This window comes from Pseudomonas sp. TYF_14 (assembly GCF_043105275.1).
Lineage (GTDB): Bacteria > Pseudomonadota > Gammaproteobacteria > Pseudomonadales > Pseudomonadaceae > Aquipseudomonas > Aquipseudomonas alloputida.
This window is the reverse complement of record NZ_JBICLK010000073.1, coordinates 56,191-81,294: the sequence shown is the minus strand read 5'-3', so window position 1 is coordinate 81,294 and position 25,104 is coordinate 56,191. Positions and strand designations below refer to the sequence as shown.

The 25,104-nt window shown below is 63.0% G+C and carries 22 protein-coding genes and 1 tRNA gene; 9 read left to right on the top strand and 14 right to left on the bottom strand.

Annotated elements, in window-relative coordinates:
* Nucleotides 1-10: 10 nt before the first annotated feature.
* Together ychF and ACF8O8_RS19630 are read left to right on the top strand one after the other, a co-directional pair.
* Nucleotides 11-1,111: a redox-regulated ATPase YchF gene (ychF, locus tag ACF8O8_RS19635; RefSeq protein WP_003247414.1), complete on the top strand. Its 1,101-nt coding sequence runs from the start codon at nucleotides 11-13 to the stop codon at nucleotides 1,109-1,111.
* Nucleotides 1,112-1,287: 176 nt separating this feature from the next.
* Nucleotides 1,288-3,000, top strand: a complete 1,713-nt coding sequence (locus tag ACF8O8_RS19630; protein ID WP_010951966.1) for a SulP family inorganic anion transporter — start codon at nucleotides 1,288-1,290, stop codon at nucleotides 2,998-3,000.
* Between the two features lie 18 nt (nucleotides 3,001-3,018).
* Here the strand turns inward: ACF8O8_RS19630 and ACF8O8_RS19625 are convergent, their stop codons facing one another.
* From ACF8O8_RS19625 to ycaC, 7 genes are all read right to left on the bottom strand, one after another.
* Nucleotides 3,019-4,041: a DUF2955 domain-containing protein gene (locus ACF8O8_RS19625; RefSeq protein WP_392510297.1), complete on the bottom strand. Its 1,023-nt coding sequence runs from the start codon at nucleotides 4,039-4,041 to the stop codon at nucleotides 3,019-3,021.
* Complete coding sequence (locus ACF8O8_RS19620; RefSeq protein WP_392510296.1) at nucleotides 4,031-5,128, bottom strand: HlyD family secretion protein; 1,098 nt, start codon at nucleotides 5,126-5,128, stop codon at nucleotides 4,031-4,033. Before ACF8O8_RS19620 ends, ACF8O8_RS19625 begins: the two co-directional genes overlap by 11 nt.
* On the bottom strand, nucleotides 5,125-6,639 hold the full coding sequence (locus ACF8O8_RS19615) for an efflux transporter outer membrane subunit (RefSeq protein ID WP_392510295.1): 1,515 nt from the start codon (nucleotides 6,637-6,639) through the stop codon (nucleotides 5,125-5,127). The genes ACF8O8_RS19620 and ACF8O8_RS19615 overlap by 4 nt, the downstream gene beginning before the upstream one ends.
* A gap of 3 nt (nucleotides 6,640-6,642) precedes the next feature.
* Nucleotides 6,643-7,740: an AI-2E family transporter gene (locus tag ACF8O8_RS19610; RefSeq protein ID WP_003247421.1), complete on the bottom strand. Its 1,098-nt coding sequence runs from the start codon at nucleotides 7,738-7,740 to the stop codon at nucleotides 6,643-6,645.
* Between the two features lie 40 nt (nucleotides 7,741-7,780).
* Entirely contained in the window at nucleotides 7,781-8,977 is a 1,197-nt protein-coding gene (locus ACF8O8_RS19605; RefSeq protein WP_392510294.1) for a monovalent cation:proton antiporter-2 (CPA2) family protein, read from the bottom strand.
* A gap of 36 nt (nucleotides 8,978-9,013) precedes the next feature.
* The gene (gene ppk2 / locus ACF8O8_RS19600) at nucleotides 9,014-9,829 is read right to left on the bottom strand and encodes a polyphosphate kinase 2 (protein ID WP_392510293.1); all 816 of its coding nucleotides are present in this window, start codon (nucleotides 9,827-9,829) and stop codon (nucleotides 9,014-9,016) included.
* A 106-nt stretch (nucleotides 9,830-9,935) separates the two neighbouring features.
* Entirely contained in the window at nucleotides 9,936-10,556 is a 621-nt protein-coding gene (gene ycaC, locus ACF8O8_RS19595; RefSeq protein ID WP_010951959.1) for an isochorismate family cysteine hydrolase YcaC, read from the bottom strand.
* A gap of 210 nt (nucleotides 10,557-10,766) precedes the next feature.
* On the opposite strand from ycaC, the gene ACF8O8_RS19590 reads away from it, so the two are divergent.
* The 3 genes from ACF8O8_RS19590 (at nucleotide 10,767) to ACF8O8_RS19580 (ending at nucleotide 14,192) form a co-directional block, all read left to right on the top strand.
* Nucleotides 10,767-11,156, top strand: a complete 390-nt coding sequence (locus ACF8O8_RS19590; protein WP_004575697.1) for a nuclear transport factor 2 family protein — start codon at nucleotides 10,767-10,769, stop codon at nucleotides 11,154-11,156.
* 92 nt (nucleotides 11,157-11,248) lie between these two features.
* Nucleotides 11,249-12,748, top strand: a complete 1,500-nt coding sequence (locus ACF8O8_RS19585; protein WP_010951957.1) for a cytosine permease — start codon at nucleotides 11,249-11,251, stop codon at nucleotides 12,746-12,748.
* A 13-nt stretch (nucleotides 12,749-12,761) separates the two neighbouring features.
* Nucleotides 12,762-14,192, top strand: a complete 1,431-nt coding sequence (locus tag ACF8O8_RS19580) for an aldehyde dehydrogenase family protein (RefSeq protein ID WP_010951956.1) — start codon at nucleotides 12,762-12,764, stop codon at nucleotides 14,190-14,192.
* A gap of 131 nt (nucleotides 14,193-14,323) precedes the next feature.
* Here ACF8O8_RS19580 and ACF8O8_RS19575 read toward each other — a convergent pair whose 3' ends face one another.
* Genes ACF8O8_RS19575 through ACF8O8_RS19565 form a run of 3 tightly spaced genes read right to left on the bottom strand, consistent with a single transcriptional unit; the run spans nucleotide 14,324 to nucleotide 18,518 of the window.
* On the bottom strand, nucleotides 14,324-16,735 hold the full coding sequence (locus tag ACF8O8_RS19575) for a DUF3772 domain-containing protein (RefSeq protein ID WP_392510292.1): 2,412 nt from the start codon (nucleotides 16,733-16,735) through the stop codon (nucleotides 14,324-14,326).
* A gap of 56 nt (nucleotides 16,736-16,791) precedes the next feature.
* On the bottom strand, nucleotides 16,792-17,844 hold the full coding sequence (gene ada, locus ACF8O8_RS19570; protein WP_129933727.1) for a bifunctional DNA-binding transcriptional regulator/O6-methylguanine-DNA methyltransferase Ada: 1,053 nt from the start codon (nucleotides 17,842-17,844) through the stop codon (nucleotides 16,792-16,794).
* 47 nt (nucleotides 17,845-17,891) lie between these two features.
* On the bottom strand, nucleotides 17,892-18,518 hold the full coding sequence (locus ACF8O8_RS19565; protein ID WP_010951953.1) for a DNA-3-methyladenine glycosylase: 627 nt from the start codon (nucleotides 18,516-18,518) through the stop codon (nucleotides 17,892-17,894).
* Nucleotides 18,519-18,689: 171 nt separating this feature from the next.
* Here ACF8O8_RS19565 and ACF8O8_RS19560 point away from each other — a divergent pair, with 171 nt between their 5' ends.
* Nucleotides 18,690-19,205, top strand: coding sequence for a sigma-70 family RNA polymerase sigma factor (locus ACF8O8_RS19560; protein ID WP_392510291.1), 516 nt, complete (start codon nucleotides 18,690-18,692; stop codon nucleotides 19,203-19,205).
* On the top strand, nucleotides 19,192-20,148 hold the full coding sequence (locus ACF8O8_RS19555) for a FecR domain-containing protein (protein WP_392510290.1): 957 nt from the start codon (nucleotides 19,192-19,194) through the stop codon (nucleotides 20,146-20,148). The genes ACF8O8_RS19560 and ACF8O8_RS19555 overlap by 14 nt, the downstream gene beginning before the upstream one ends.
* A gap of 7 nt (nucleotides 20,149-20,155) precedes the next feature.
* Here ACF8O8_RS19555 and ACF8O8_RS19550 read toward each other — a convergent pair whose 3' ends face one another.
* The 3 genes from ACF8O8_RS19550 to ACF8O8_RS19540 form a co-directional block, all read right to left on the bottom strand.
* A complete protein-coding gene (locus ACF8O8_RS19550) occupies nucleotides 20,156-21,313 on the bottom strand; it encodes an MFS transporter (RefSeq protein WP_010951950.1) in 1,158 nt (385 codons plus the stop codon).
* A gap of 83 nt (nucleotides 21,314-21,396) precedes the next feature.
* Entirely contained in the window at nucleotides 21,397-21,534 is a 138-nt protein-coding gene (locus ACF8O8_RS19545) for a hypothetical protein (protein WP_003247435.1), read from the bottom strand.
* A 103-nt stretch (nucleotides 21,535-21,637) separates the two neighbouring features.
* Nucleotides 21,638-22,852 carry an MFS transporter gene (locus ACF8O8_RS19540; protein ID WP_392510289.1) on the bottom strand — a complete coding sequence of 405 codons (1,215 nt, stop codon included), beginning with the start codon at nucleotides 22,850-22,852 and terminating at the stop codon, nucleotides 21,638-21,640.
* 193 nt (nucleotides 22,853-23,045) lie between these two features.
* Between ACF8O8_RS19540 and ACF8O8_RS19535 the strand changes: the two genes are divergently transcribed.
* Together ACF8O8_RS19535 and ACF8O8_RS19530 are read left to right on the top strand one after the other, a co-directional pair.
* On the top strand, nucleotides 23,046-23,969 hold the full coding sequence (locus ACF8O8_RS19535; RefSeq protein WP_392510302.1) for a FecR family protein: 924 nt from the start codon (nucleotides 23,046-23,048) through the stop codon (nucleotides 23,967-23,969).
* A 95-nt stretch (nucleotides 23,970-24,064) separates the two neighbouring features.
* Nucleotides 24,065-24,141: transfer RNA gene (locus tag ACF8O8_RS19530), tRNA-Met, on the top strand.
* A 130-nt stretch (nucleotides 24,142-24,271) separates the two neighbouring features.
* On the opposite strand, the gene ACF8O8_RS19525 is transcribed toward ACF8O8_RS19530, so the two are convergent.
* A complete protein-coding gene (locus ACF8O8_RS19525; protein WP_392510288.1) occupies nucleotides 24,272-24,886 on the bottom strand; it encodes a LysE family translocator in 615 nt (204 codons plus the stop codon).
* Nucleotides 24,887-25,104: the final 218 nt, after the last annotated feature.

The following is a 25,104-nucleotide window of genomic DNA, read 5'->3' as shown; positions in this document are numbered from 1 at the left end:
GGGAATACCCATGGGTTTCAATTGCGGCATCGTCGGCCTGCCCAACGTCGGCAAGTCCACCCTGTTCAACGCCCTGACCAAGTCTGGCATCGCGGCGGAGAATTTCCCTTTCTGCACCATCGAGCCGAACAGCGGCATCGTGCCCATGCCCGACGCTCGCCTGGCTGCGCTGGCTGAAATCGTCAAGCCAAACCGCATCCTGCCGACCACCATGGAATTCGTCGACATCGCCGGCCTGGTTGCCGGTGCCTCGAAAGGCGAAGGCCTGGGCAACAAGTTCCTCGCCAACATCCGCGAGACCGACGCCATTGCCCACGTGGTGCGCTGCTTCGAAGACGAGAACGTGATCCACGTTTCCAACAGCGTCGACCCCAAGCGTGACATCGAGATCATCGACCTCGAACTGATCTTCGCCGACCTCGACAGCTGCGAAAAGCAACTGCAGAAGGTAGCCCGCAACGCCAAGGGCGGCGACAAGGACGCCTTGGCGCAAAAGGCCATTCTGGAAAAGCTGATTCCACACTTTACCGAAGGCAAGCCTGCGCGCAGCCTGATGAAGCACATGGCTGACGACGAAAAGGCCGTCATCCGTGGCTTCCACTTGCTGACCAGCAAACCGGTGATGTACATCGCCAACGTGGCCGAAGACGGCTTCGACAACAACCCGCACCTGGACGTGGTCAAGGCCATTGCCGAGGAAGAAGGCGCGGTAGTGGTGCCGGTGTGCAACAAGATCGAAGCGGAAATCGCCGAGCTGGAAGACGGTGAAGAGAAGGACATGTTCCTCGAGGCCCTGGGCCTGGAAGAGCCTGGCCTGAACCGCGTGATCCGCGCCGGTTACGAGTTGCTGAACCTGCAGACCTACTTCACTGCCGGCGTGCAGGAAGTACGCGCCTGGACCGTTCGCGTCGGTGCCACTGCCCCGCAGGCAGCCGGCGTTATCCACACCGACTTCGAAAAAGGCTTCATCCGCGCTGAAGTGGTGGCCTATGACGACTTCATCCAGTTCAAGGGTGAAGCCGGTGCCAAGGAAGCCGGTAAGTGGCGTCTGGAAGGCAAAGACTACATCGTCAAAGACGGCGACGTGATGCACTTCCGCTTTAACGTCTAAGCGGTAACCTGCAGCACACACAAACCCCTTGAGGCTTGCGCTTCAAGGGGTTTTGTTTTGCCCAGACATGCGCGCCCTTGGCAGGGGCGGCCTTGCGTCGTGCCAGGCCGCAAAGCGGCCCCCGCCTTCAGGATCTAAGCTGAGGTTCAGCGCCCTTCTCGCCCAGAGCCGACACCATGCCCCAACCCACTCGTTTCGACTGGCAACGCTGGTTACCCGGCCTGGTCACCCTGCTCCACTACAAGGCAGCCTGGCTCCCCAAGGACATCGCCGCCGGCCTGGTGCTCACCACCATGCTCGTGCCTGTGGGCATCGCCTACGCCGAGGCTTCCGGCGTCCCCGGTATCTATGGCCTGTACGCTACCATCATCCCCCTGCTGGCCTATGCCCTGTTCGGTCCCAGCCGTATCCTGGTGCTGGGCCCGGACTCGGCGCTGGCCGCGCCTATCCTGGCTGTGGTGGTGCAATACGCCGCCAGCGACCCGCAGCGGGCGATCGCCATCGCCAGCATGATGGCGCTGGTCGCCGGGGCGTTCTGTGTGATTGCCGGGCTGCTGCGCCTGGGCTTCATCACCGAGTTGCTGTCCAAGCCCATCCGCTATGGGTACATGAACGGCATCGCCCTGACCGTATTGATCAGCCAGTTGCCCAAGCTGTTCGGCATCAAAGTCGACAGCGAAGGCCCCTTGCGCGACCTTTGGTACTTGGGCCAGGCGCTATACGCCGGCCAAGGGCACTGGCCAAGCTTTGTCGTGGGTGCCGGTAGCCTGGCGCTGATTCTGCTGCTCAAACCGTTCAAGCGCCTGCCGGGCATCCTGATCGCCGTGGTACTGGCGACGCTGGCAGTGAGCGTGTTCAACCTCGATCAGATGGGCGTCAAGGTACTCGGGCAATTGCCTCAGGGCCTGCCCGGCTTCGTCTTCCCCTGGGTCAGCGACATTGACCTGGTCGAGGTGCTACTGGGCGGGATTGCAGTGGCGCTGGTGTCGTTCGCCGACACCAGTGTGCTGTCACGCTCCTATGCCGCGCGCCTCAAGATGCGGGTAAACCCCAACCAGGAAATGTTCGGTCTGGGCGTGGCCAACGTGGCCTCGGGGCTGTTTCAGGGCATCCCGATCAGCAGCAGTTCGTCACGCACCCCAGTGGCCGAAGCTGCCGGCTCGCAGACCCAGCTCACCGGCATCATCGGCGCCCTGGCGGTAACCCTGTTGCTGCTGGTAGCGCCCAATCTGATGCAGCACCTGCCTAACAGCGCTTTGGCTGCGGTGGTGATTGCCGCTGCACTGGGGCTGTTCGAATTTGCCGACCTCAAGCGTATCTTCCGCATGCAGCAGTGGGAGTTCTGGCTGTCGTTCACCTGCTTTGTCGGCGTGGCGGTGTTCGGCGCCATTCCCGGTATCTGCATTGCAGTGGCGGTGTCGGTGATCGAGTTCCTGTGGGACGGCTGGCGGCCGCATTACGCAGTGCTCGGCCGGGCCGATGGGCTGCGCGGCTACCATGACATACAGCGTTATCCACAGGCCCGGCGTATTCCAGGGCTGGTGCTGCTGCGCTGGGACGCGCCGTTGTTCTTTGCCAACGCCGAGCAGTTCCAGAACACAGTGATGGCGGCGGTGGACGCGTCACCAACGCCTGTGCAGCGGGTGGTAATTGCCGCTGAGCCTGTGACCAGTATCGATATCACTTCGGCGGACATGCTGGCCGAGCTGGACCGGGCATTGGAGGCGCGGGGGGTGGAGTTGCAGTTCGCCGAAATGAAGGACCCGGTGAAGGACAAGATGCGCCAGTTCGAGTTGTTCGAACATATGGGGGAGAAGGCTTTTCATCCGACGGTGGGCGCCGCGGTGGATGCCTATCTGGAAGAGAGTGGGGTTGATTGGCAGCCCTGAATTGCCTGGAGAGCGGGCTTAATCGCGAAGAAGCCCGCGCCGACTCCGAAGCCGGTCAATCCACATCAACATGGCGCTGGCATACACCGACACCGCCAGAAACAGCGCCATACGCACCGCAAATGCCTTGTACACATCCTGCCCACCTGCACTGTCCTGCACCGACTGCCCCAGCAAGATCAACATGGTCGTCAGGCAACTGACCCAGTACGCCGGGCTCTGCCGGCTCGGCACCGCCTGGTACAGGCGCCGAGCCTGCCAAAGGGCGAACAGCAGTACCCACAAGAAGAACATCCACAGGTGAACGAACAGGCTCAGCGCTACCCACAGCGCTATCGCCAACACCCCGGCAAGCAAGGTTGAACCGATCAGCTCCCGGCTGGCGTGCCGCGCGCGGGTTTCGCCTGCTTGTTGCCCCACACTCACGGCCTTCATGATCAACGGCATGTACTGATCAGGGGCGATCAATGCCAGCAGAAAGGCCGGCATCACGATCAACGTGGCACGCAGCGCCACCCAGCTGACATGCTCGCTGCCCAGCAGCGGCGGCACCGGCGGTGCTGGCGCATTGGCAGGTTCGGGGAACAACGTATGCGCCACCGACGTGCCCAGCACTGCCAGCAGCATGCCTTTGGCCAGCGCTTCGACCACCGACAATGCCAGGGTGAAGTCACTGGTGCCGGCAGCAGCGATCATGGTCAGGCCGATCACCAGCAGGTTGGCCAGCAGGCCGTTGCCGCCCTTCAGCGCATAGCGCAGGGTCAGGAAAACACCCACCCCGACCAGTAACACCCCAGCCAACGGAGCATGGCGCAACAGCGGAATCAGCAGCAACCCGCTGCCGCAAGCGAGCAGCACCAGTAGCGCAAGGGCCGGTGCTGCACGCAGGGGCAATGGCTGACTGCGCATGGCCAGCAACAGCACCGCAAACACCGGCGCCAGGATCGGCACCGGCAAGCCGATACCAAAGCTCACCGCCAGGCACAGCGCCACGCCCCAGGCCAGGCGCAGTGCGCGCAGGCGGCGCAATTCAATAGGCATACGACAGCCAGCTCATCAGCCACATGAACAACCGGCCCAGCAGGTTCAGTGGGTTGCCTTCGCTAGGCAGGGCCATGACCTCGGCCTGCCCACCGACCCGCAGCACGGTCTTGTCCTGAAGCTGATCGCGCTCCAGTTCGACAATCACCGGAAAGCGCTGCGCCGAACGCAGCCACTCGCGGCTATTCTGCACGGTCGGCAGCGTACCCGGCGGCGTGCTCTGGCCCACGCTCACGCCATAGCCAATGCTGCGTATACGCCCTTTCAACACAGTGCCCGGTAGCGCATCGAGCACCACCAGCACCGGGGTTTCAGGGCGCAAGCGACCGAGGTTGTTCTCGGTCATGTCGGCACTTATCCACACGTCATGGATACTGATCAGGGTCATCATCGGGCTACCTGCCCCGACATAGTGGCCAACGTCTGTGCGCAGGTCGGTGATCAGCCCGTTTGCGTCGGCACACACCACGGTACGGGCAAGGTCCAGGCGGGCCTTTTCCACATTGGCCGCGGCACTGCGCAGTTGGGCGTTGTCTTCCTGTGCCCCGCCCTGCTGCTCACGGGCGCGCTCCACCTCGGCGCGGGCCGCCGCCACTTGGCTGATGGCCTGGTCGCGGGTGGCCTGGGCGCCTTCCAGACGGCGCACCGACACCGTACCGGGGTCTTCGTCAATCAGCCGTTTGAGGCGCTCGGCGTCCTGCCGCGCCTTGCGTTCGTTGGCCTGGGCGGCCACCAGCGCTGCCTGCGCCGAATCGATACCAGCGGTACTGGCGCCGATCTGCCGGCGCACGGTATCGAGGTCGGCTTCGGCGCGGGCCAGGGCAATGCGGTACTGCTCCTGATCGAGTTCGAACAGCACATCGCCCTGGCGCACCTCCTGGTTGTTGCCTACGGCCACACGCTTGATCTGCCCGGCCACTTCGGCGGCCACCGGGACTACGTAAGCCTGCAGGCGAGCTTGCTGGGTGTACGGCGTATAGCGGTCAGCCAGCAAGTACCAGAGCAGGCTGACGGCAATCAGCAGCAGCACCCAGCGTATGCCGCGATCCGGGGCTGATGGGGGCGGCGTTGGCGTGGCGTCGCTCATTCGGTTTCACCTTGTGCATGCGCGGTGGGGGCTGGCTCGTCGAGCAACTCGCCCCAGTCGGTGCGTTGCTGCATTTGCTGGCGGGTGGCCGGGTCGATCGGCGCGCGGCTGGCGTCCCAACCACCGCCCAGGGCCTTGTACAACGTCACCAGGCTGCTGACCGCGTTGCCACGGCTGACCAGGTAACCGTCCTGTTGCTGCAACAACAGTTGCTGAGCATCGAGCACCCGTTGAAAATCAGCGAAGCCTTCGCGGTATTGCGAGCTGGCCAGATTCAGCGAGCGCTGCGCAGCCTGAGAGGCCTGGTCGCGAATGGTTGCACTCTGCAGCGAGCGCACCAGCCCGCTGGCAGCATCGTCGGCCTCACGGGCGGCTTCGCGCACGCCCTGCTGGTACAACTCGATCAGTTGCTGCAAGCGGGCATCTTCCACGCGTACCGTGTTCTTGCGCCGGCCATAGTCGAACGGGTTCCAGATCAGGCTTGGGCCAGCCGCCAGGTCGAAGGTGTCGGGCAGATGATTGGCCGATAGGAAGGTCCAGCCGATACTGCCGAGCAAGCTCAGCTGTGGATAAAGATCGGCCTCGGCCACCCCGACCAGCGCCGACTGCGCCGCCACTGCCTGCTCGGCGGCGCGGATGTCCGGGCGGCGCTGCAGCAGGCTGGCAGGTACATCCTGCAACACTGCCCGGTTGGGCAAGGGCAGTTGGCCATGCCCGGCCTCCAGCTGCGGCAGCGGCCCGGGCGGGCGGCCAAGCAGCGAGCACAGTATGTTGCGCAGGGCGTTGAGCTGGTTCTCGAACTCGGGAATGGTGGCCAGGGTCGCCAGGTATTGAGTACGCGCCTGCTGCCAGTCGAGCTCGTCGTTTTCGCCGTGGCGGAACAACCGCTCGGTAATCTCCAGGCTACGCGCCTGGCGCTTGGCGTTCTCTTGTGCGATCGCCAGCCGCGCTTCGGCGGTACGCAGGGCAAAGTAGGTGTCGGCCACTTGCGCACGCAGCAGCAGCATGGCATCGGCGTAGTTGGCCTGGGAGGCGAAGTAGACGGCATCGGCGCTTTCGATGGCGCGACTGAAGCGGCCCCAGAAGTCAATTTCCCAGCCGATGTCGAAGCCCACGCTGGATTGCCAGAACACCGAATCACGGGCCGAAGGCGTACCAGACTGATCCTGCTTCAGGTACAGGCTTTGCGCACTCAGTTGCTGCAGCTGCGGATAACGCCCGGTCTGCACGATGGCCAACTGGGCACGGGCTTCAGCGATACGCAGGCCAGCCACGCGCAGGTTGGTGTTGTTGGCATCGGCCTCGGCTATCAGCGCGTCCAGGGTCGGGTCGGCAAACACTGCCCACCACTGGCGCAGGTCGGGCGCCGCCGCGCTGCGCCCGGCCTGCTCCAGCATTGGCGTGCTCCAGCCGCCCAACCACGGCGTTTGGGGCTTTTCATAATCCGGGCCGACCTGGGTGCAACCGGCCAGCACGATCAGCAGCCCCAGGCCACAGCAGCGGTTGGGCATGGCTCAGGCGGCAGGGGGTGCCGGTTGCTCCGGCACCTGCAGCGCAACCCATTGCCAGAACAGCACGTAGGCCACGCCAAGGATTACCGGGCCGATGAACAAGCCGATGATGCCTTTGACCACCATCCCGCCCAATGCGCCGATCAGTACCACCGGCATCGGTACATCGACCCCGCGTCCCAGCAGCAGCGGCTTGAGCACGTTGTCGGCAAGGCCGGCGACAAAGGTGTAGACGGCAAAAATGATGGTCGCCACCGTGAAGCCTTCGGCATTGAACACATAAATGATCACCGGCAAGGTCACCAGCGTCGCCGGGGCCTGGGCAATGCCCAGCATGAGGATGACGATGGCCAGCATCCCGGCACCGGGAACCCCTTTGACGATAAAACCAACACCGATCAGCAGCATCTGGATGAAGGCAATGCCAATCACCCCTTGTGCCACCGCGCGAATGGTAGCCGTACACAGCGTGGCCAGGGGTTTACCGCGCTCTGCGCCTGAAACCCGCATGGCGATGCGCTGGGCAGCGATTTCACCGCGTTCACCGAAGGCCATGATGACCCCGGAAATGATGATTGCGCCGATGAACAGAAGGAAAGCCCCACCGGCGCTGGCCGCAGCGCCCAGCACCGTTAGCCCGGCCCCCTTGATCTGGGGCATCCACTGATTCAGCACACTGGCCATGTTTTCGGAGGCCGCCAACCACAGCGCATGCACCTTCGGCCCGATCAGTGGCCAGGTCGCCACGGAATCAGGCGGGACCGGCACGCTCCAGGCGCCGCTCTTGAGTAGCGTCACCAGGCTGTCTACCGATTCGCCAATGGACATCATCACCAGGTAGATAGGTACCAGCAGCAGCACCAGAACCAGTAGCACCACCAGCGTCGCCACATAGCCTTGCTTGAGCCCGGTGCGGCGCTGGATACGGCAATGCAACGGGTACAACGTAACCGCCAGGATCACCGCCCACATCATCAACTCCAGGAACGGCTGAAACACCTGGAAAGCGAAGATCACCAAGGCGGCTACCAGACCGGCCTTGATGAGCACATCGAGCAAGCCCCGCGAAAGGGCGCTGTCCAGCTTGAAACTCGACTGCATAATTCACCTCCCGATACCCAATGCGCCAGCAAGGCGTAATTCACTGGCCCGTTTCAGGGGATGCCTGTACAGGGCTGTCATCGCGCAGCTGCCGCGCCAGGGCCATCATGACCAAGGGCACCACCGCCATCGACAAGGTGATGGCCAGCACCAGCAGGTCGTGTACCTGTTGGGTGAGTACCTGGTGCTCCAGCGCCAGCTTGAACACCACGAAGGCAAACTCGCCGCCCGAAGCCAGCACCACGCCCAGGCATAACGCCTGGGCCTGGTTGAGCCCTCCGGCCGTATGCCCCAGGCCATACAGCAAGGGCAGCTTGATGGCCACCAGCAGCACGGTCAGGCCCAGCACCATCAGCGGCATGCCGAACAGCAGACGCAGGTCGGCACTCATACCTACGCCAACGAAGAACAATCCAAGCAGCAGGCCTTTGATCGGCTCGATCTGGGTTTCCAGTTCGTGGCGAAACGGCGACTCGGCCATCAGCACACCGGCCAGAAACGCCCCCAGCGCCATCGACACACCCACATGCTCCATCAACCAAGCGGTGCCCAGCACGACCAGCAAGGCCGTGGCGGTCGACAGTTCAGGCAGGCCCGACCCCACCGTCCACTTGAATATCGGGGTCAGCAGATAACGGCCAAAAACAATCAGCACACCAATGCCGACAACCACAGCCAGCAAGGGCCAGGCACCTTCGTCAGCAGTGCTGACATCGCCACCGAGCAGCGGCACCACGGCAATCAAGGGAATGGCGGCAATGTCCTGGAACAGCAGGATGGCCACGGCCATGCGGCCATGAGGTTTGCCCAGGTCCTTGCGCTCGGCCAGTACCTGCAAGCCAAAGGCAGTGGACGACAGCGCCAGGCCCAGGCCCAGCACGATGGCGGCAGGTTTCGATTGGTCGAACAGCCAGAATGCCAGTAGCCCAAGCAGCACAGCGGTCAGCCCCACTTGCAAGCTGCCGACGCCAAATAGCGCCCGGCGCATGGTCCACAGACGCTTTGGGGACAGCTCCAGGCCAATCACGAACAACAGCATGACCACGCCCATTTCCGACAGCCGCGCCACGTTGTCCGGGTTGCCGAGCAGGCCAAACACCGACGGACCAATCAGGATACCCGCCAACAGGTATCCCGGTACTGCGCCCATTTTCAGACGCTGCGCCAGCGGTACCAGAAGTACCACCGCCAAAAGGAATACCACCGTCGCCTGCAACAGGCTGCCGTCATGTGGCATGAGCTCGTACCTTCGCAGCTCCCTGCTGGGAGGGGTTCAGAAGCGTTCTTCGACGAACTTGAACGGGTAGGCGACTGCCTTGTACTTGCCGATCTTGCCGCGTTTGGGCAGCTTCACGTGCTGGTCGCGGGTTATATCCTTGTAGGGAATACGGCTGAGCAGATGGCTGATGATATTCAGCCGGGCGCGACGTTTGTCGTTGGAATTGGCCATGAACCACGGCGCCCAAGCGGTATCCGACGCCTGGAACATTTCGTCACGCGCTTGGGTGTATTCATCCCAGCGGCTATACGACTTGAGGTCCATCGGTGACAACTTCCACAGCTTGCGGCCGTCGTTGATGCGATCCTGCAGGCGCCGGGTCTGCTCATCGGCGCTGACTTCAAGCCAGTACTTGATGAGGATGATCCCTGAATCGACCATGACCCTTTCGAACCCGGGTACTCCGGTCAGAAACTTGTCCACTTGCTCGTCAGAGCAAAAGCCCATTACCCGCTCAACGCCCGCACGGTTGTACCAACTGCGATCGAAGATCACCACTTCACCCGCCGCAGGCAGATGGCCCAGGTAACGCTGCACGTACATCTGGGTCTTTTCCCGCTCGGTCGGTGCGGGCAGCGCCACTACACGAAACACCCGCGGGCTGACACGCTCGGTAATGGCCTTGATGGTGCCACCCTTGCCGGCGCCATCGCGGCCTTCGAAGACAATGCATACCTTCAGGCCCTTGGCGACCACCCACTCCTGTAGCTTCACCAACTCTACATGCAGGTTCTTGAGCGCTTTTTCGTACGCCTTACCGCCCAGCTTTTCTGGCTGTTTTTTGGAGGGCTTCCTGGACGGCTTCGACATGACACGCTCCTGAAGGCGAATGAAGAGTGAGTATGGTCGATTAATGCCAGTTTGCCGCTTCGCTTGCAGATTGATGTGGGGGCTGTCGTGCAGCCCCCGGGAGGCACTATTTGGCCAGCTTGTTGTAACTGGTCATCAGGTTGCGGTAGTCCGGGATATGGTTGGAGAACAGAGTACCCAGCCCTTCGATGTCGTTGCGCCAGTCACGGTGCAGTTCGCAGGCCACGCCGAACCAGGTCATCAGTTGCGCCCCGGCAGCCTCCATGCGTCGCCAGGCCGAGTCACGGGTCAGTTCGTTGAACGTGCCAGAGGCGTCGGTGACGACGAATACCTCGAAGCCCTCCTCCAATGCCGACAGGGCCGGGAAGGCCACGCATACTTCAGTAACCACACCAGCAATCAGCAGCTGCTTCTTGCCGGTGGCTTTTACCGCTTTGACGAAATCTTCGTTGTCCCAGGCGTTGATGTTGCCCGGGCGTGCAATGTAGGGGGCATCAGGGAACTGCTCTTTCAGTTCCGGCACCAGCGGGCCGTTGGGCCCCGTCTCGAAACTGGTGGTGAGGATGGTCGGCAACTTGAAGTATTTGGCCAGGTCGGACAGGGCCAACACGTTGTTCTTGAAGCGGTCGGGGTCGATGTCCCTTACCAGCGAGAGCAAACCGGTCTGATGGTCGACCAGCAGTACGGCTGCGTTGTTCTTGTCCAGACGCTTGTATTGGAAGGCCACAGTGGATCTCCTTGCTTCAGCGGGTTGGGAGTATCAGCGTAGGCAAGGATGGAGGGTGGGAGAGACCGTCAGTCGGCTTGCCTGTACTGCCCTGTGCCCCATCAGTTCACAAATTTCTGAACTGATTATTTGCCGCCAGCGATTTTTCCCCTCGCCAACCGCCACCAGAATCGCTTCACCACAATCACAAAAAACCGTGAGGCCACTCCCGTGGACCAGACACTCCAAGTGCGGCAAGCCGCCGCCGACCTCGTCGCGGCGTTCGCCAGCAACGACACCGCCCGCTATTTCGCCTGCTTCAGCGAAGACGCCACCTTTCTGTTTCACACCTTGCCGTATCCGCTGCTGTCGCGTCGCGCCTATGAAGAGCTGTGGGCCCAGTGGCAGGCCGAGGGCTTCACCGTGCTTGCCTGCGAATCGGGCAACGCCCATGTAAGCCTGCAAGGCGACGTGGCTGTTTTCATGCACGATGTGGCCACGCGTATCCGCATCGGCGGTGAAGAGCACCCGTTGAGCGAGCGCGAGACCATTGTCTTCCGCCGCCATGGTGACCAGTGGCTGGCCTGCCACGAGCACCTGTCGGTCGTAACACCGGCCTGATCACCCTTTACGCGGCGCTGCCGCCCTGCCATCGCACCCACAAGAAGGCCCGCGCACTGCGCTGGCTACAACAACCGCGCTGGAGCACCACCATGAGCCACTCGACCGGTATCGAGACCAACGGCGTCGAACAGATCCCCGCCGATCAACGCGACGCCTCCCCGCTAGACCTGTTCCGCCTGATCTTCGGCGGTGCCAATACCTTCGCTACCGCCGTACTGGGCAGCTTCCCGGTGCTTTTCGGGTTGTCATTCCAGGCGGGTGTGTGGGCGATTCTGCTTGGCGTTGGCATCGGCGCGCTGATCCTTGCACCGATGGGGCTGTTTGGCGCGCTTAACGGCACCAACAACGCTGTTTCATCGGGCGCGCACTTTGGCGTACACGGGCGCATCGTCGGCTCGTTCCTGTCGCTGCTTACGGCGGTGGCGTTTTTCTCGCTCTCGGTGTGGAGCTCGGGCGATGCGTTGGTCGGTGGTGCCAAGCGCCTGGCCGGCCTGCCAGAGACCGACCTGACCCTCGGCCTGGCCTATGGTTTGTTCGCGGTGCTGGTCCTGGTGGTATGCATCTTTGGCTTCCGCTTCATGCTGTGGGTCAACAAGATTGCCGTTTGGGCCTCGAGCCTGCTGTTCCTGCTGGGCATCGTCGCCTTTGCCGGGCCCTTCGATGCCGGCTACGCAGGCAGCGTCAACCTTGGCCAGGCAGGCTTCTGGGCTGCGTTCGTCGGCGCGGCGATCCTGGCCATGAGCAACCCGGTGTCGTTTGGCGCCTTCCTGGGTGACTGGTCGCGCTACATTCCACGCGAAACCCCCAAGGCACGCATCATGCTGGCTGTGATCGCGGCACAGGGAGCGACGCTGATTCCTTTCCTGTTCGGCCTGTGTACGGCCACCTTGGTCGCCACCCAGGCGCCGGACTACATTGCCGCCAACAACTATGTCGGCGGCCTGCTGGCAGTTGCCCCTAGCTGGTTCTTCCTGCCGGTGTGCCTGATTGCGGTGATCGGCGGCATGTCCACCGGCACCACCGCGCTGTATGGCACCGGCCTGGACATGTCCAGCGTGTTCCCGCGCCTGCTCAGCCGTGCTGGCGCTACGCTGCTGATCGGCGTGCTGGCGATTGGCTTCATCTTCATTGGCCGCTTCACCTTCAACCTCGTGCAGAGCGTATCGACCTTTGCCGTGCTGATCATTACCTGCACCAGCCCGTGGATGGTGATCATGATCCTTGGCCTGATTACCCGCCGCGGCTTCTACCACGCCGACGACCTGCAGGTATTCACCCGCGGCCAGCGTGGTGGCCACTACTGGTTCCTGCACGGCTGGAACTGGCGCGGCATGGGGGCGTGGATCCCCAGCGCGGCGGTTGGCCTGTGCTTCGTCAACCTGCCGGGGCAGTTCGTCGGCCCACTGGGTGACCTGGCGGGCGGCATCGACCTGAGCCTGCCGGTCACGCTGGGGCTGGCTGGCGTGCTGTACCTGCTGTTGCTCAACCTGTTCCCTGAACCTGCTGGCGTTTATGGCCCCCTGGGGCCGCGATGGGTGCGTTGCAAAAGCACCGCGCATACGCCTGTGACCACCGCCGAAATGGCCTGACTGGAAACCGATCATGACCACTTCCCACTATATCGCCGGCCATTGGGTCGAAGGCCAAGGCAGCGACTGCATCAGCGTCAACGACCCTGCGCTGGGGCAACCGTTCGCCGAGCTGATGGCCGCCAGCGTGAGCCAGGTCGACCAGGCCGTCGCCGCTGCCCGCAGCGCCCTGCCCGCCTGGAAAAGCACCTGCGCCAGTGAACGTGCCGCCTTCCTGCGTGGTTTTGCCGAACAGCTCGGGCAGCGCCGCGAAGCGCTTGTCACCGTGCAGATGCGCAATAACGGCAAACCGCGTCACGAAGCGGAAATCGACCTGGATGACGCCATCGCCACCTTTGGCTATTACGCCGAGCTGGCCGAGCAGCTGCCATCGAAAAACCGCACTGTGCCCCTGGCTGCGCCGGGTTTCACCGCCCGCACCCGCCTTGAACCGGTGGGCGTGGTCGGCCTGATCGTGCCGTGGAACTTCCCGTTGGTGACCAGCGCCTGGAAACTTGCCCCGGCCCTGGCCGCCGGTTGCACCGTGGTGCTCAAGCCTTCAGAGGTCACCCCGCTGATCGAGCAGGCCTACGGCCAAATCGCCGACGCCCTTGGCCTGCCCGCCGGGGTGCTGAACATCGTCAACGGCAAGGCCGAGACCGGCGCCGCACTGAGCAACCACAATGGCCTGGACAAGTTGTCCTTCACCGGTAGCAACAGCGTCGGCAGCCAGGTGATGCGCAGCGCGTCGGCGCAGTGCCGGCCGGTGACGCTGGAACTGGGCGGCAAGTCGGCCATCGTGGTGTTCGATGATTGCGATGTCGACCAGGCGGTGGAATGGATTGTTGCCGGCATCAGCTGGAATGCCGGCCAGATGTGTTCGGCCACATCGCGGCTGCTGGTGCAGGACGGCATTGCCGATGCACTGCTGCCGCGCTTGCAGGCGGCACTGGAAAACCTGCGGGTGGGTAATCCTTTGACCGAAGAGGTCGACATGGGCCCGCTGACCAGCCAGGCGCAATGGCTGAAGGTGGCCAGCTACTTTGCCACGGCGCGGGAAGAAGGTTTGCAGTGCCTGGCTGGCGGCCATGCACTGGACCGTGAAGGCTGGTTCGTCAGCCCGACGCTGTATACCGATGTGCCGAAAGACAGCCGCCTGTGGACCGAGGAAATCTTTGGCCCGGTGCTCTGCGCACGGCGCTTTGCCACCGAGGAACAGGCCATTGCCGAAGCCAATGACAGCCGCTTCGGGCTGGTGGCTACAGTATGCTCCGCCGACCTGGAACGCGCCGAGCGCGTGGCCGATGCGCTGGAGGTTGGCCATGTGTGGATCAACTCGGTGCAGGCGGTGTTCGTCGAAACGTCCTGGGGGGGCACCAAGGGCAGCGGGATCGGCCGTGAGCTGGGGCCTTGGGGGTTGTCGGCCTATCAGTCGATCAAGCATGTAACCCGCTGTCTGGGCTGATATCGCAAGGGGTCGCGTTATGGCACCGGCTCTGCCGGTGTTCGCGGGTAAACCCGTTCCTACAGCGGCCTGTGTCCAAACTCCGGTGTGTGTCCACCCCCGCTCCTACCAGCTGGACTGCCCCCCGATGCCTACATCGACTCGTCAGCCGGCCGCGCCCCCTCCTGCACCAGCACCATGCTCTGCGGCGAAGACAGTGGAATGCCTTCATCACGCAACCGGCCAAGAATGGTGAACAGCAGGTCGCTGCGGGCTCCCGATACCTGCCGCGGCCCGGCCACATAGCCACTCACACCAATCACCATACCGCTGGCCGTCAGGTCCTTGAACGACACCGAGGCAGCTGGCGCATCCAGAATCGCCTCATGCTCATGGTAAGCCGCCAGCAGCAGCTCCCGGACGCGGTTGGCATCAGTCTCCAGCGGCAGTGTCAGGGTAATGCTGACCACGCCCAGCGCATTGCCCATGGTCACGTTGCGCACGTTCTGCGAGATGAACTGCGAATTGGGCACGATCACCGTGGAACGGTCAGACATCTGGATCTCGGTGGCGCGGACATTGATGCGGCGGATATCACCCTCGACACCCGCCAGGCTGACCCAGTCGCCGACCTTCACCGGTCGCTCGGTCAGCAGAATCAGGCCAGAAATGAAGTTCTGCACGATCTGCTGCAAACCGAAACCGATACCGACCGACAGGGCACTGACCACCCAGGTCAGGCTGGTGAGGTTGATACGCAAGGTCGACATCACCAGCATGGCCAGGAACAGGAAACCCAGGTAACCCACCAGGGTCACCAGCGAGGCCCGCATGCCGGCATCCATCTCGGTTTCCGGCAGCAGGCGGTCGCTCAGCCAGCGCTTGACCACACGGATGGCGAACAGGCCACCGAGGAAGATCGCCAAGGCCAGCAGGATGTCCTGCGGCACGATGTTCAGGTTGCCGAGCACCTTGCCGCCGGTCCCATCCCAATCGCCCAGACTCAGCAGCAATTCGCTAGGGCTGGTGCCCGACGGCATCAACACCAGCAGCAGTGCCAGGAACAGCACGACAGTGCGGCCGATGCCGGCCAGTATGGTGCTGGCCTGCGCCTGATGGCGAGGCGCCAGGCCCAGGGTCGACGCCAGTGCCAGGCCACCGGGCTGGCGGGGCGACAGCAGGGTTTCGCACAGGTCGCCGAAGAAGGTGGTCAGCAAGTAGGCACAGGTGATCACCAGGCTGACCCACAACAGCTTGGCGGTGAGGAAATAGGCGAGTGTCAGGTAGCCGGTGAGCAGTGCCAGCAGGATCAACGTCAGCCAGATGACCATCACGAACGGGATCAGCCCGGCCAGGCCCGTCGGGCGCTCCAGGTCATGCTTGCGCAGGGTGCGGCGGTAACACAGCAGCGCGCCTGCAAAGGTGAGCGCCACCACCAGCGCGGTCAGCCCGTTGACGGCCACCGTCAGCGCCAGGCTGGCACCGATCACGCTGTTCATGCGCTCCATGGTCATCATGACCATCAGTGCCAATGCCAGCACCTTCGGGAACCAGCCCAGCGCACTGGCGACTTCGTCGTGGATCGCCGGCAACCGCCAGGACGGACGCTGCAGCATCAGCATGGCGCGGCCCAGGCCTGTGATGAAGGCACTGAACACCACCAGGGTAAGAATGTGATTGGTCAGGCTGGTGATATCCGAACCCAATCGCGCATTGCTTTCCAGCCCCCAGCGCAGCAAAGACACCGAGCCGGCGATGGTGCCCAGGGTTGCCAGGCTAACGCCCAGAGCCAAGGCGCTGCGGCGCAGGCGGCCCTCCGGCAACCAACGGATCATGGCACTGGCCAGCAAGCGTTCAAGCACGCGCCGTACCAACGTCCACACCAGAATCGCCGCCACCAGGCTGGCAACGAACAGCCAGCGGTTTTCGGCGCTGAAGGCGCTGCTGATGGCGTCGGCCGCCTCCCCGCGCAGGTCACGCAGGCGCGCTACGTCGTCCTGGGTGGGGCGGATGATGCTCTGCCAGAACGCCGGGCTCAGCGGCGAGGCTGCGCGGCTGGTGATTTGCGAGTTGAACTGGCTGCGGCGCAGGTTGACGATTTGCGTGGACAGGTCACGGGCCGACTGGGTCAGCTTGGTGGCCTGATCCTGCTGGGCTACCAGCGCCTTTTTCTCGGCCTCCAGCGCTTTGCGCTGCTGCGTCAGGGTAGCGGCCTCGCCCGGCTGGGCCGGGCCGATGACCTTCAGCTGATCGTCGAGTTTTCCCACATCGGCAGTGCGCTGTGTACTCAGTGCATCAGCTTGACGCTGAACCTGCATCGCGCCCAGGCGCAGTTGCGACAGCACGTCGTCGTTAGCCTCGCTGGTGACGCCTTGGCGGATGAGGTCCAAGCGGTCGCTCAGTTGTTCGAGGCTGGCGTTTTCGTCCAGTGCGGGCGCCTCGGCAGCCGCCAGGTTGGACAATGGCGTGGCCGGGGCCGACCAGGCCGGGCTGACAAGCAACAGCATCAGGGCCAGCAGGGCAATCAGACCTGGGCAATAACGGGCAAGGCTGACACGCCTCATCGAATATTCCTCTTTGCAATTCGATTTGGCGGGAGATTCTACGCGGCTTCGGGCGGTCAGGAGAGTGCCGTTTCTCGCTTCAGCAATTGCTGTTTGCGCTCCACGCCCCAGCGGTAACCGCTGATGTCGCCATCCCGGCGCACCACGCGGTGGCAAGGGATGGCCACGGCAATACGGTTGGCCGCGCAGGCCATGGCGACCGCCCGCACGGCCTTGGGGGCGCCAATGCGCTCGGCGATGTCTGTGTAGCTGACCCTGCTTCCGGCCGGCACCTCACGCAGCGCCTGCCACACCCGCTCCTGAAACGCGGTGCCTTGCACATCCAGCGGCAGGGCCAGGCCCAAGGAGGGCGCTTCGACGAAACCGATCACTTCGGCGACCTTCTGCTCGTAGGCGCTGTCGCCGCCAATCAGGTGGGCCTTGGGGAACTGATCCTGCAGCTCGTGCAACAAGCCCTCGGGGTCGTCGCCCAGCAGAATCGCGCAGATGCCCTTGTCGCTCTGGGCTACCAGTATTGCACCCAGCGAGCATTGCCCAAGGGCGAAGTGAATGGTTGCCCCGGCACCGCCGGCGCGGTATTGCCGGGGGCGCATGCCCAGGCGCTGGTCGGCACTTTCGTAGAAGCGGCTGTTGGAGTTGTAGCCGGCGTTGTAGATAGCATCGGTGACCGAGTGCTGGTCGTCTTCCAGGTGCGCACGCAGGCGCCGGGCCCGGAAGGCCGTGGCGTAGGCTTTGGGGGTAACCCCGGTTTCGGCCTTGAACAGCCGATGCAGGTGGAAGGGGCTGACGGCCAGCCGTGCACTGAGTTGGCCGAGGCTTGGAACGGGGTCGCTGGTTTCGATCAAGCGGCAGGCGTGAGTAACCAGCTGGCTGTGGCGGGTGGCGCTGGCCTTGCTGATACAGCGTTTGCAAGCACGGTAGCCGGCAGCCTCGGCAGCCGCGGCAGTGTCGTAGAACTCGACGTTCATACGCTTGGCCTGGCGTGATTTGCAGCCGGGGTGGCAGTAGACGCCGGTGGTACGTACGGCGTAGACAAAGTGGCCTGTAGCGGCAGTGTCGCGGCTCTCTACGGCTTGCCAGCGTTGGTCGGGGGTGGTGTAGAGGTTCATCTTTGTTTCCCGGATATGTTGTTGCCTGTACGGGCGATGCGAAAACCTCAGGCCCGCCACAGGTACCAGGCCGCCACGGTACGAAACGGCCGCCAGGCGCCGCCCAGCGAACGCATTTGCGCCGGTGTCGGCGCCGTCTCCAGCCCCTTGAGCCGCCGATACCCCTCGCGCACGCCAAAATCGTCCACCGGCAGAATGTCAGAACGCCCCAGGCTATAGATCAGCAGCATCTCCACCGTCCACCGCCCTACCCCACGCAGCGCCACCAGGCGTTCGATCAACGCCTCGTCAGCCATGGTTAACGCCTGCTCCCGCGTCGGTACCAGGCCCTCCAGGGTGGCTTGAGCAATGCCCTGGACCGTCACCAGCTTGCTCGCCGAAAAGCCGCAGGCACGCAGGGTTTCCGGGGATACCGCCAGCAACTGCTCTGGCTGGGGAAAATCATCTGCCGGGAACAGTGCCAGCAAACGCCCCAGGATCGCCTCGGCGGCGCGGGCGTGCAGTTGCTGGTAGGCAATCGCCCGCACCAATGCCTCATAAGGCTCACGTCCCGGCGTAGCCTGGTGCAGGCAGGGCCCGATCGCTGCGATATGCCGTGACCAGTCCGGGTCAAGTGCCGCCAGGTGTTGCGCGGCCTCGTGATAGGCCTCAGGCGAAAGGTCGGCCAGCATCATGGCACCTCCATCAAGTCGATTGCAGGTCCAGCTTAGCGCAGCCGTTCATCGGGCAAACGCCGGTTCTTGCGCAGCTAATCTTTGGCATGCCATTGCTCCGCGCCATCTTACCCGCATAGAATTGAGAACTATTCACAATCGCACACATCACTGGACTGGGCCTTCTCTACGATGCAGATCAACGACACGCTCAAGCCCACCGAGGTCGCTCTGCTCTACCAGTCTCACCATGCCTGGTTGCGCGGCTGGTTACGCAGCCGGGTCGGTTGCAGTGAACATGCCGCAGACCTGGCCCAGGATACCTTCGTGCGGTTGTTGCGCGCCCGCCAGGTGTCGCCGCTCAAAGAACCGCGCGCCTACCTCAGCAGCATCGCCCGTGGCTTGATGATCGACCAGTTCCGCCGCCGCGCGCTGGAGCGGGCCTACCAGGAGGGCCTGGCTCACCTGCCCGAAGCAGAAGTGCCCAGCGAAGAGGATAAGCTTGTCATCCTCGATAGCCTGGAACGCCTCGACCGCGCCTTGCAGCAGTTGAAACCGCGCGTCCGCCAAGCGTTCCTGCTGGCCCAGCTAGACGGTTTGAGCATCGTGCAGGTTGCCCAACGTCTGGGGGTGTCCAGGGCCACCGTTGAGCGCGACCTGGCCAAAGCCCTGGGCGCCTGCTACCGGTTGCGCTATGCCGATGCCTGATGGTACGCCCGCACAGGCGCAGGTCGATCAGGCCATCGACTGGCTGGTGAAGCTGCGTTTCGACACCCCCAGCCCGCGCACCGAGCAGCAGTTTCAACACTGGCTGGCCAGCCACCCACACAACCGCCTGGCCTGGCAGCGAGTCAGTAATCTGGGTGATGAATTGGCCGGGCTGCCCAAGGACCTGAGCCGGCGCACCCTGGACGCTAGCCAGCACCCAAAAGCCAGCCGCAGGGACCACCTGAAGTTGCTGGGGCTGTTGGCCGTGGGCGGCAGCCTGGGCTGGGCCGCGCGCGAACCGCTAGGCCTGCCACAGCTGCTGGCCGACACCAGCACTGCCACAGGCGAACGGCGCCAATGGCAAGGCAGTGACGGCAGCCGCATCCAGCTCAACACCGCCAGTGCCATCGACTTGCACTACAGCGCGGAGCAACGCCAGCTGAAACTGATCCATGGCGAGGTCAGCCTGGAGAGCAACCCCAACGACAACCGCCCGTTCCACGTCGCCACCCGTGTCGGCCCGCTGACCACCTTCGATGGCCAGCTGTTGCTGCGCGAAAACAGCCAGGGGCTGCTGCTGTCGGTGCGTCGTGGTGAAGTCACGCTGTTCCCTGCCTCGGCCTCAGCGAGGCAAGTGCTGCCCGGTGAAACCTTGCAAGTCACAGCCGACGGCAGCATTCAGGCCAGAACACTGCACAACGACCCCTGGGGTTGGACCGAAGGTGTACTCAGCGTGCAGCAGATGCCGCTTGCCGAGTTTGCCAGCGAACTCGGCCGCTACCGACCGGGCCTGTTGCGCTGCGCTCCAGAAGTGGCGGGCTTGAAGGTTTCCGGCACCTATCAGTTGGCTGACACCGGGCAAATTCTGCAACTGCTCACCCGCAGCCTGCCCGTGCGGGTCGAGTACAGGACGCGCTATTGGGTAAGCATCGGCGCGGCGTAAAGGGTTATCACTGCGCCACAGCCCGCATCCGCCCACGGCGCCGGTATGACTGCCTGGCAAAGCACACGAACAGCCCGGCCATCAGTGCCAGCGCCATGGGCAAACCATGCGGCGCGACATTCATGGCCGCCCCACTGACCAGCGGCCCGACCAGGCTGCCTACGCCCCACAGCAAGCCCACACTGGCGTTGGCAGTGACCAGGTCCTGGCCCTTGAAGCGCTGCCCGATCAGCACCAGCGCCAAGGTATAGATCCCCCCCGCCACCGCGCCCAGCACCACCAGCAGCGGCCACAGCAGCCAGGTCAGATTCAGCAGCCAAGGCAAACCGATGCCGATCACCATCGCCACCAGCCCGCACGCCAGGTGCAGCCCTGTGCGCTCAACCCGATCGGCCAACCAGCCCAGCGGCAGCTGGAAAAGCATGTCGCCGGCAAACACCACCGTCACCATCAACGCCGCCACGCCAACGGCAAAGCCATGGCTGGTGGCGTACACCGGCAGCAGCGACAGCACCACGGCATCGAAGAACGAGAAGAACAGCACCGCCATGCACAACGCCGGTGCCACACGGAAGAACCCGGCCAGGCCGAAGCTTTTTTCGCCCTCTTCGTGCTCGACATGGTCGTTAGGCACCGTCAGCACAATGCACAGCAACGCCAGCCCATAACAGACCGTGACGACACCCGTGATCCACGGGCTATCGGCGCCCAACACTGCCAGCATGGCCGGGCCCAGCACCTGAAAGCCCGTAAAGCTGGTGGCGTACAAGGCCATGATCTTGCCGCGGTTATGTTCGGGGCACAGTTCGTTGACCCACGACTCGCCGAGGATGATGGCGATCCCCATGCCAAGCCCCAGGCCCAGGCGCAGCAACGCCAGCAGCCACAACGAGCCGAACGCGGACTCGAGCAAGGCGATGCTGACCGTGCACAGGCTGAAACACAGCAGATAGATGGTGCGCCGGGTGAGATGGCGGCAGCAGGCGTCGACCAGAAAAGCCGAGAGCATCATGCCGGCGGCAGGGATGGCCGAGATGATGCCGATTTCCAGTGTGCTCGCCCCCGCTTCATGCAGGCGCAACGACACCAGCGGCAAGCTGGCCCCCAAACTGAAACCCACGACAGAAACAGCGAACAATAAGCCCGCCAACAAACGCATGTTCATGTACCACTCCTGGCAAACCGAAAAGACGTGCAGAAACAGGCGCGCACGCCAGAACGGCGAGCGACGCGAAAGCGCAGATCAGTTCAGGCGAGGTGTGGCGAGAAGGTGAAGGCAAACAGCACGCTGCGGCGGCGCTTGAGCACCGTGTCACTCGGCCATGCACGACGCAGTGCCTGGAAGGCAGGCTGGCGGGCATGTGGGAGGGACTGGGTACGGCGCATTGCTTTGGCTACTACGCAGGTGATTGAAAAAAGAGGCGGCACTTTAGCCACCTCCGGGGGGCTCGTCAATTGCCCAGGGGCCTCTGCCAGGCCCCCGGTGCGTTCAGCGTTTACCTGTACTTGGCAGCAACACCGCCAACAACCCGAACAATGGCAGGAACGAGCACAACCCATACACGTATTCGATACCACGCAGGTCCGCTACGTACCCCAACAGCGCAGCGCCAATGCCGCCAAAACCGAACATCAGGCCAAAGAAGATCCCGGCAATCATGCCCACGCTGCCCGGCACCAGCTCCTGCGCATACACCACGATCGCGGAAAACGCCGAAGCCAGGATAAAGCCGATCACCACGCTCAGCACCGTGGTCCAGAACAAGTCGGCATACGGCAGCGCCAGCGTGAACGGCGCCACACCCAGTATCGAAAACCAGATCACAGCCTTGCGCCCGATACGGTCACCGATCGGCCCGCCAAAGAAGGTGCCCGCCGCCACCGCGCCGAGGAACAGGAACAGGTGCAGCTGCGAGCTGGCCACCGACACACCGAACTTCTCGATCAGGTAGAAGGTAAAGTAGCTGGTGAAGCTGGCCATGTAGAAGTACTTGGAGAACACCAGCAAGCCCAGCACGATCAGCGCCGCGATTACCCGATTGCGCGAAATGCCGTGGGTGGCCTGCACCGCCTTGCGCGCCTTGGCCTGATTGAGGTGTTCCTTGTACCAGCCGCGCAACATCAGGGTAACGCCGAGGAAGAACAGCCCGGCCAGGCCGAACCAGGCCACATGGGTCTGGCCGAACGGTATGACGATGGCCGCTGCCAGCAGTGGGCCCAGAGCAGAGCCGGTGTTGCCACCGACCTGGAAGGTCGATTGGGCCAGGCCGAAGCGCCCGCCCGAGGCCAGCCGTGCAATACGCGAGGTTTCCGGGTGGAAGGTCGACGAGCCAATGCCCACCAAAGCCGACGCCAGCAGGATCATCGGGAAACTGCCAACGAAGGCCAGCATCACGATCCCCACCAACGTACACAGGGTGCCTAGCGGCAACAGATTTGGCGTGGGCCGGCGGTCGGTGAAGAAGCCGACCCAAGGCTGCAACAGCGAGGCGGTGATCTGGAACGTGAGCGTGATCATGCCGATCTGGGCGAAGCTCAGGTCGTAGTTGGCCTTGAGCATCGGGTAGATCGCGGGCAGCACCGATTGGATCAGGTCGTTGATCAAGTGCGCCAAGGCGCAGAAACCGATGATACGCATCACCATCGGCGAGGCTTGGCTTGCCGCTGCCGGGGTGGATGCGGTGGAGGCACTAGTGGTGGCCATTTGCCTGAATCTCCGTCCTCTGGTTTGGGATCCGATTATCAGGAATCAAATAGATACATAGCTACCTTTTTTATCCCCCTGTCGCCACGTACTTGAAAATGGTTCTCAATATAATTAGCATCCTCTGCCAATGACTCCTGTCATCGTTAGGCCAAACGGCCCCTATCGTGAGCAGACCGCCCCCATGAGCCCGATGTCCGCCAAGCAGCTGCAGCCCGATCCACAACAGGAAGCGCTGGCGTGGTTTTCGTTGCTGCGCCAGCCCGGTTGCGACGAAACCCAGCGCCAGGCATTTGCAGCCTGGTGCCAGGTACAAGAGAACGCCCACGCCTACGCCGAGCTGGAGACGTTCTGGCAACAGCTGCAACCCGCACCTGCCCGCCCTCGCCCACGGCATGTCACTGTCCGTCGCAGTCACCTGGGTAAAGGGTTGGCGCTTGTGTTCTTGCTAGGGTTAGGCGCTGCTGCTTACCTGTACTGGCCGCTGATACAGCGCCTGGCCAGCGAGCTGCACACCGATGTGGGAGAGCGCCGCAGCATACGCTTGGCGGATGGCACGACATTGAACCTGGACAGCGCCAGCGCAATGAACGTCGACCTGCGCGGCCGCACCCGCCAACTGCACCTGGTGCAGGGCCAGGTGCATCTGGAAGTCGTGCTCGACGGGCGCGCCATGGACGTGGAAGTGGGCAACGCACGCATCCAGGTATACGGCACTCGCTTGCAGATAGCCCGCCATGCAGGGCGTGACGAACTCGTGGTATTCAGTGGCAAGGCCATGGTCACCCAGGGGGGTGAGCAGCGAATGGTCTCGGCAGGTGAGCGGGTAACCTTCGATGACACACGCATCGATCCGGTGCGGAAGGCTGATCTGAAAACCGCTGACAGTTGGCGCAACGGTCGCCTTAAAGCCACAGACATGCCATTGAGGCAGGTGCTGGAGCGCCTTGCCGGTTACCAAGGGCAGCGTCTGTGGATGATGGATGAACACGTGGCTCATCGCCGTGTGAGCGGCGATTTCAACCTCGACCGGCCTGGCCAAAGCCTGCAATCCCTGGCTGCAGCCCAGCAGCTGCAGTTGCTGGGTGTGCTCGGGTACTGGCTTGTGGTGCGCTGAAACCGGGGCTGGCCGCTAAGTTTTTGAAAGCGTGCAAATTTTTTTTGAAATGAGTGTTGACAGAGGGGGCGTTCAAGAGAATAATGCGCGCCATCGGCTACATAGCTCAGTTGGTTAGAGCATAGCATTCATAATGCTGGGGTCCGGGGTTCAAGTCCCTGTGTAGCCACCAAACAAGACGAAGGGCTTACCGCAAGGTAAGCCCTTTTTCTTTGCCTGCGAAAAAGTTGCTGATGCCCGCACCAACCAATCCCGCAGCAGCCGGGCGCCGAATGACAGGCTTCGGCGCTACTGTCTTCGCCTCAACGTATTCCGGTCACCGCCACAGCCAAACCCAGCCCGATCAATGCCAGACCAATAGCTCGGTCCACCAGCACTTGCCGCTCGATCATCGCCTTGCGCAATGCCGTGCTGGAAAAAAATACCGCCACCAGGCTGAACCATAGCCAATGGGCAACGGACATGAACGCACCGTAGGCGAAGTTCAGCGTCAGCGGGCTACCAGGCTGTACCACCTGGGTGAAGGCACTGATGACAAACAACATGGTCTTGGGGTTGAGGGCGTTGGTCAAAAAGCCCGTGCGCAGCGCTTGCAGTACGCCGGCAGAGGACTGGCCAACCCCGTCCAGGCTGATGCGCCGGGTGTTGGTCAATGACTTGTACCCCAGGTAAATCAGGTAGCCCGCCCCCAGCACCTTCATGACGAAGAACAGCGTCGGGCTCTGGCTGATGATCACGGCAATGCCCAACACCGTGTACAACACATGCACCTGCACCCCTAGGGCGATGCCCACAGCAGCAGCCAGCCCGGCCTTGCGACCCTGCGCATAGCTGCTGCGGGTGACCATGGCAAAATCGGCGCCAGGGCTGATGACGGCGAGCAGGGTGAACAGGGCGACGGCGATGAGTTCGGTCATGCTGAGGGCTCTCGATAGGCGATGGAAATACACAGACCGCCGATTATCAAGCGCTTACAGATGCGGAAAAATCGATTTATGCTGAGATGAATCTGATAGTTTTGCTCACAGATGTACAGCCTGCCTTGGCCTCTTCGCGGGTAAACCCGCCCCTACAGGGAAATATGTGGCCATGTAGGAGCGGGTTTACCCGCGAAGAGGCCGGCACAGCTGAACAG

What these genes read in the sequence shown, in the direction of transcription:
- ychF (WP_003247414.1), top strand. Translation starts at nt 11, where the DNA reads ATGGGTTTCAATTGCGGCATCGTCGGCCTGCCCAACGTCGGCAAGTCC.
- ACF8O8_RS19630 (WP_010951966.1), top strand. Translation starts at nt 1,288, where the DNA reads ATGCCCCAACCCACTCGTTTCGACTGGCAACGCTGGTTACCCGGCCTG.
- ACF8O8_RS19625 (WP_392510297.1), bottom strand. Translation starts at nt 4,041, where the DNA reads ATGCCTATTGAATTGCGCCGCCTGCGCGCACTGCGCCTGGCCTGGGGC.
- ACF8O8_RS19620 (WP_392510296.1), bottom strand. Translation starts at nt 5,128, where the DNA reads ATGAGCGACGCCACGCCAACGCCGCCCCCATCAGCCCCGGATCGCGGC.
- ACF8O8_RS19615 (WP_392510295.1), bottom strand. Translation starts at nt 6,639, where the DNA reads ATGCCCAACCGCTGCTGTGGCCTGGGGCTGCTGATCGTGCTGGCCGGT.
- ACF8O8_RS19610 (WP_003247421.1), bottom strand. Translation starts at nt 7,740, where the DNA reads ATGCAGTCGAGTTTCAAGCTGGACAGCGCCCTTTCGCGGGGCTTGCTC.
- ACF8O8_RS19605 (WP_392510294.1), bottom strand. Translation starts at nt 8,977, where the DNA reads ATGCCACATGACGGCAGCCTGTTGCAGGCGACGGTGGTATTCCTTTTG.
- ppk2 (WP_392510293.1), bottom strand. Translation starts at nt 9,829, where the DNA reads ATGTCGAAGCCGTCCAGGAAGCCCTCCAAAAAACAGCCAGAAAAGCTG.
- ACF8O8_RS19585 (WP_010951957.1), top strand. Translation starts at nt 11,249, where the DNA reads ATGAGCCACTCGACCGGTATCGAGACCAACGGCGTCGAACAGATCCCC.
- ACF8O8_RS19580 (WP_010951956.1), top strand. Translation starts at nt 12,762, where the DNA reads ATGACCACTTCCCACTATATCGCCGGCCATTGGGTCGAAGGCCAAGGC.
- ACF8O8_RS19575 (WP_392510292.1), bottom strand. Translation starts at nt 16,735, where the DNA reads ATGAGGCGTGTCAGCCTTGCCCGTTATTGCCCAGGTCTGATTGCCCTG.
- ada (WP_129933727.1), bottom strand. Translation starts at nt 17,844, where the DNA reads ATGAACCTCTACACCACCCCCGACCAACGCTGGCAAGCCGTAGAGAGC.
- ACF8O8_RS19565 (WP_010951953.1), bottom strand. Translation starts at nt 18,518, where the DNA reads ATGATGCTGGCCGACCTTTCGCCTGAGGCCTATCACGAGGCCGCGCAA.
- ACF8O8_RS19560 (WP_392510291.1), top strand. Translation starts at nt 18,690, where the DNA reads ATGCAGATCAACGACACGCTCAAGCCCACCGAGGTCGCTCTGCTCTAC.
- ACF8O8_RS19555 (WP_392510290.1), top strand. Translation starts at nt 19,192, where the DNA reads ATGCCGATGCCTGATGGTACGCCCGCACAGGCGCAGGTCGATCAGGCC.
- ACF8O8_RS19550 (WP_010951950.1), bottom strand. Translation starts at nt 21,313, where the DNA reads ATGAACATGCGTTTGTTGGCGGGCTTATTGTTCGCTGTTTCTGTCGTG.
- ACF8O8_RS19545 (WP_003247435.1), bottom strand. Translation starts at nt 21,534, where the DNA reads ATGCGCCGTACCCAGTCCCTCCCACATGCCCGCCAGCCTGCCTTCCAG.
- ACF8O8_RS19540 (WP_392510289.1), bottom strand. Translation starts at nt 22,852, where the DNA reads ATGGCCACCACTAGTGCCTCCACCGCATCCACCCCGGCAGCGGCAAGC.
- ACF8O8_RS19535 (WP_392510302.1), top strand. Translation starts at nt 23,046, where the DNA reads ATGTCCGCCAAGCAGCTGCAGCCCGATCCACAACAGGAAGCGCTGGCG.
- ACF8O8_RS19525 (WP_392510288.1), bottom strand. Translation starts at nt 24,886, where the DNA reads ATGACCGAACTCATCGCCGTCGCCCTGTTCACCCTGCTCGCCGTCATC.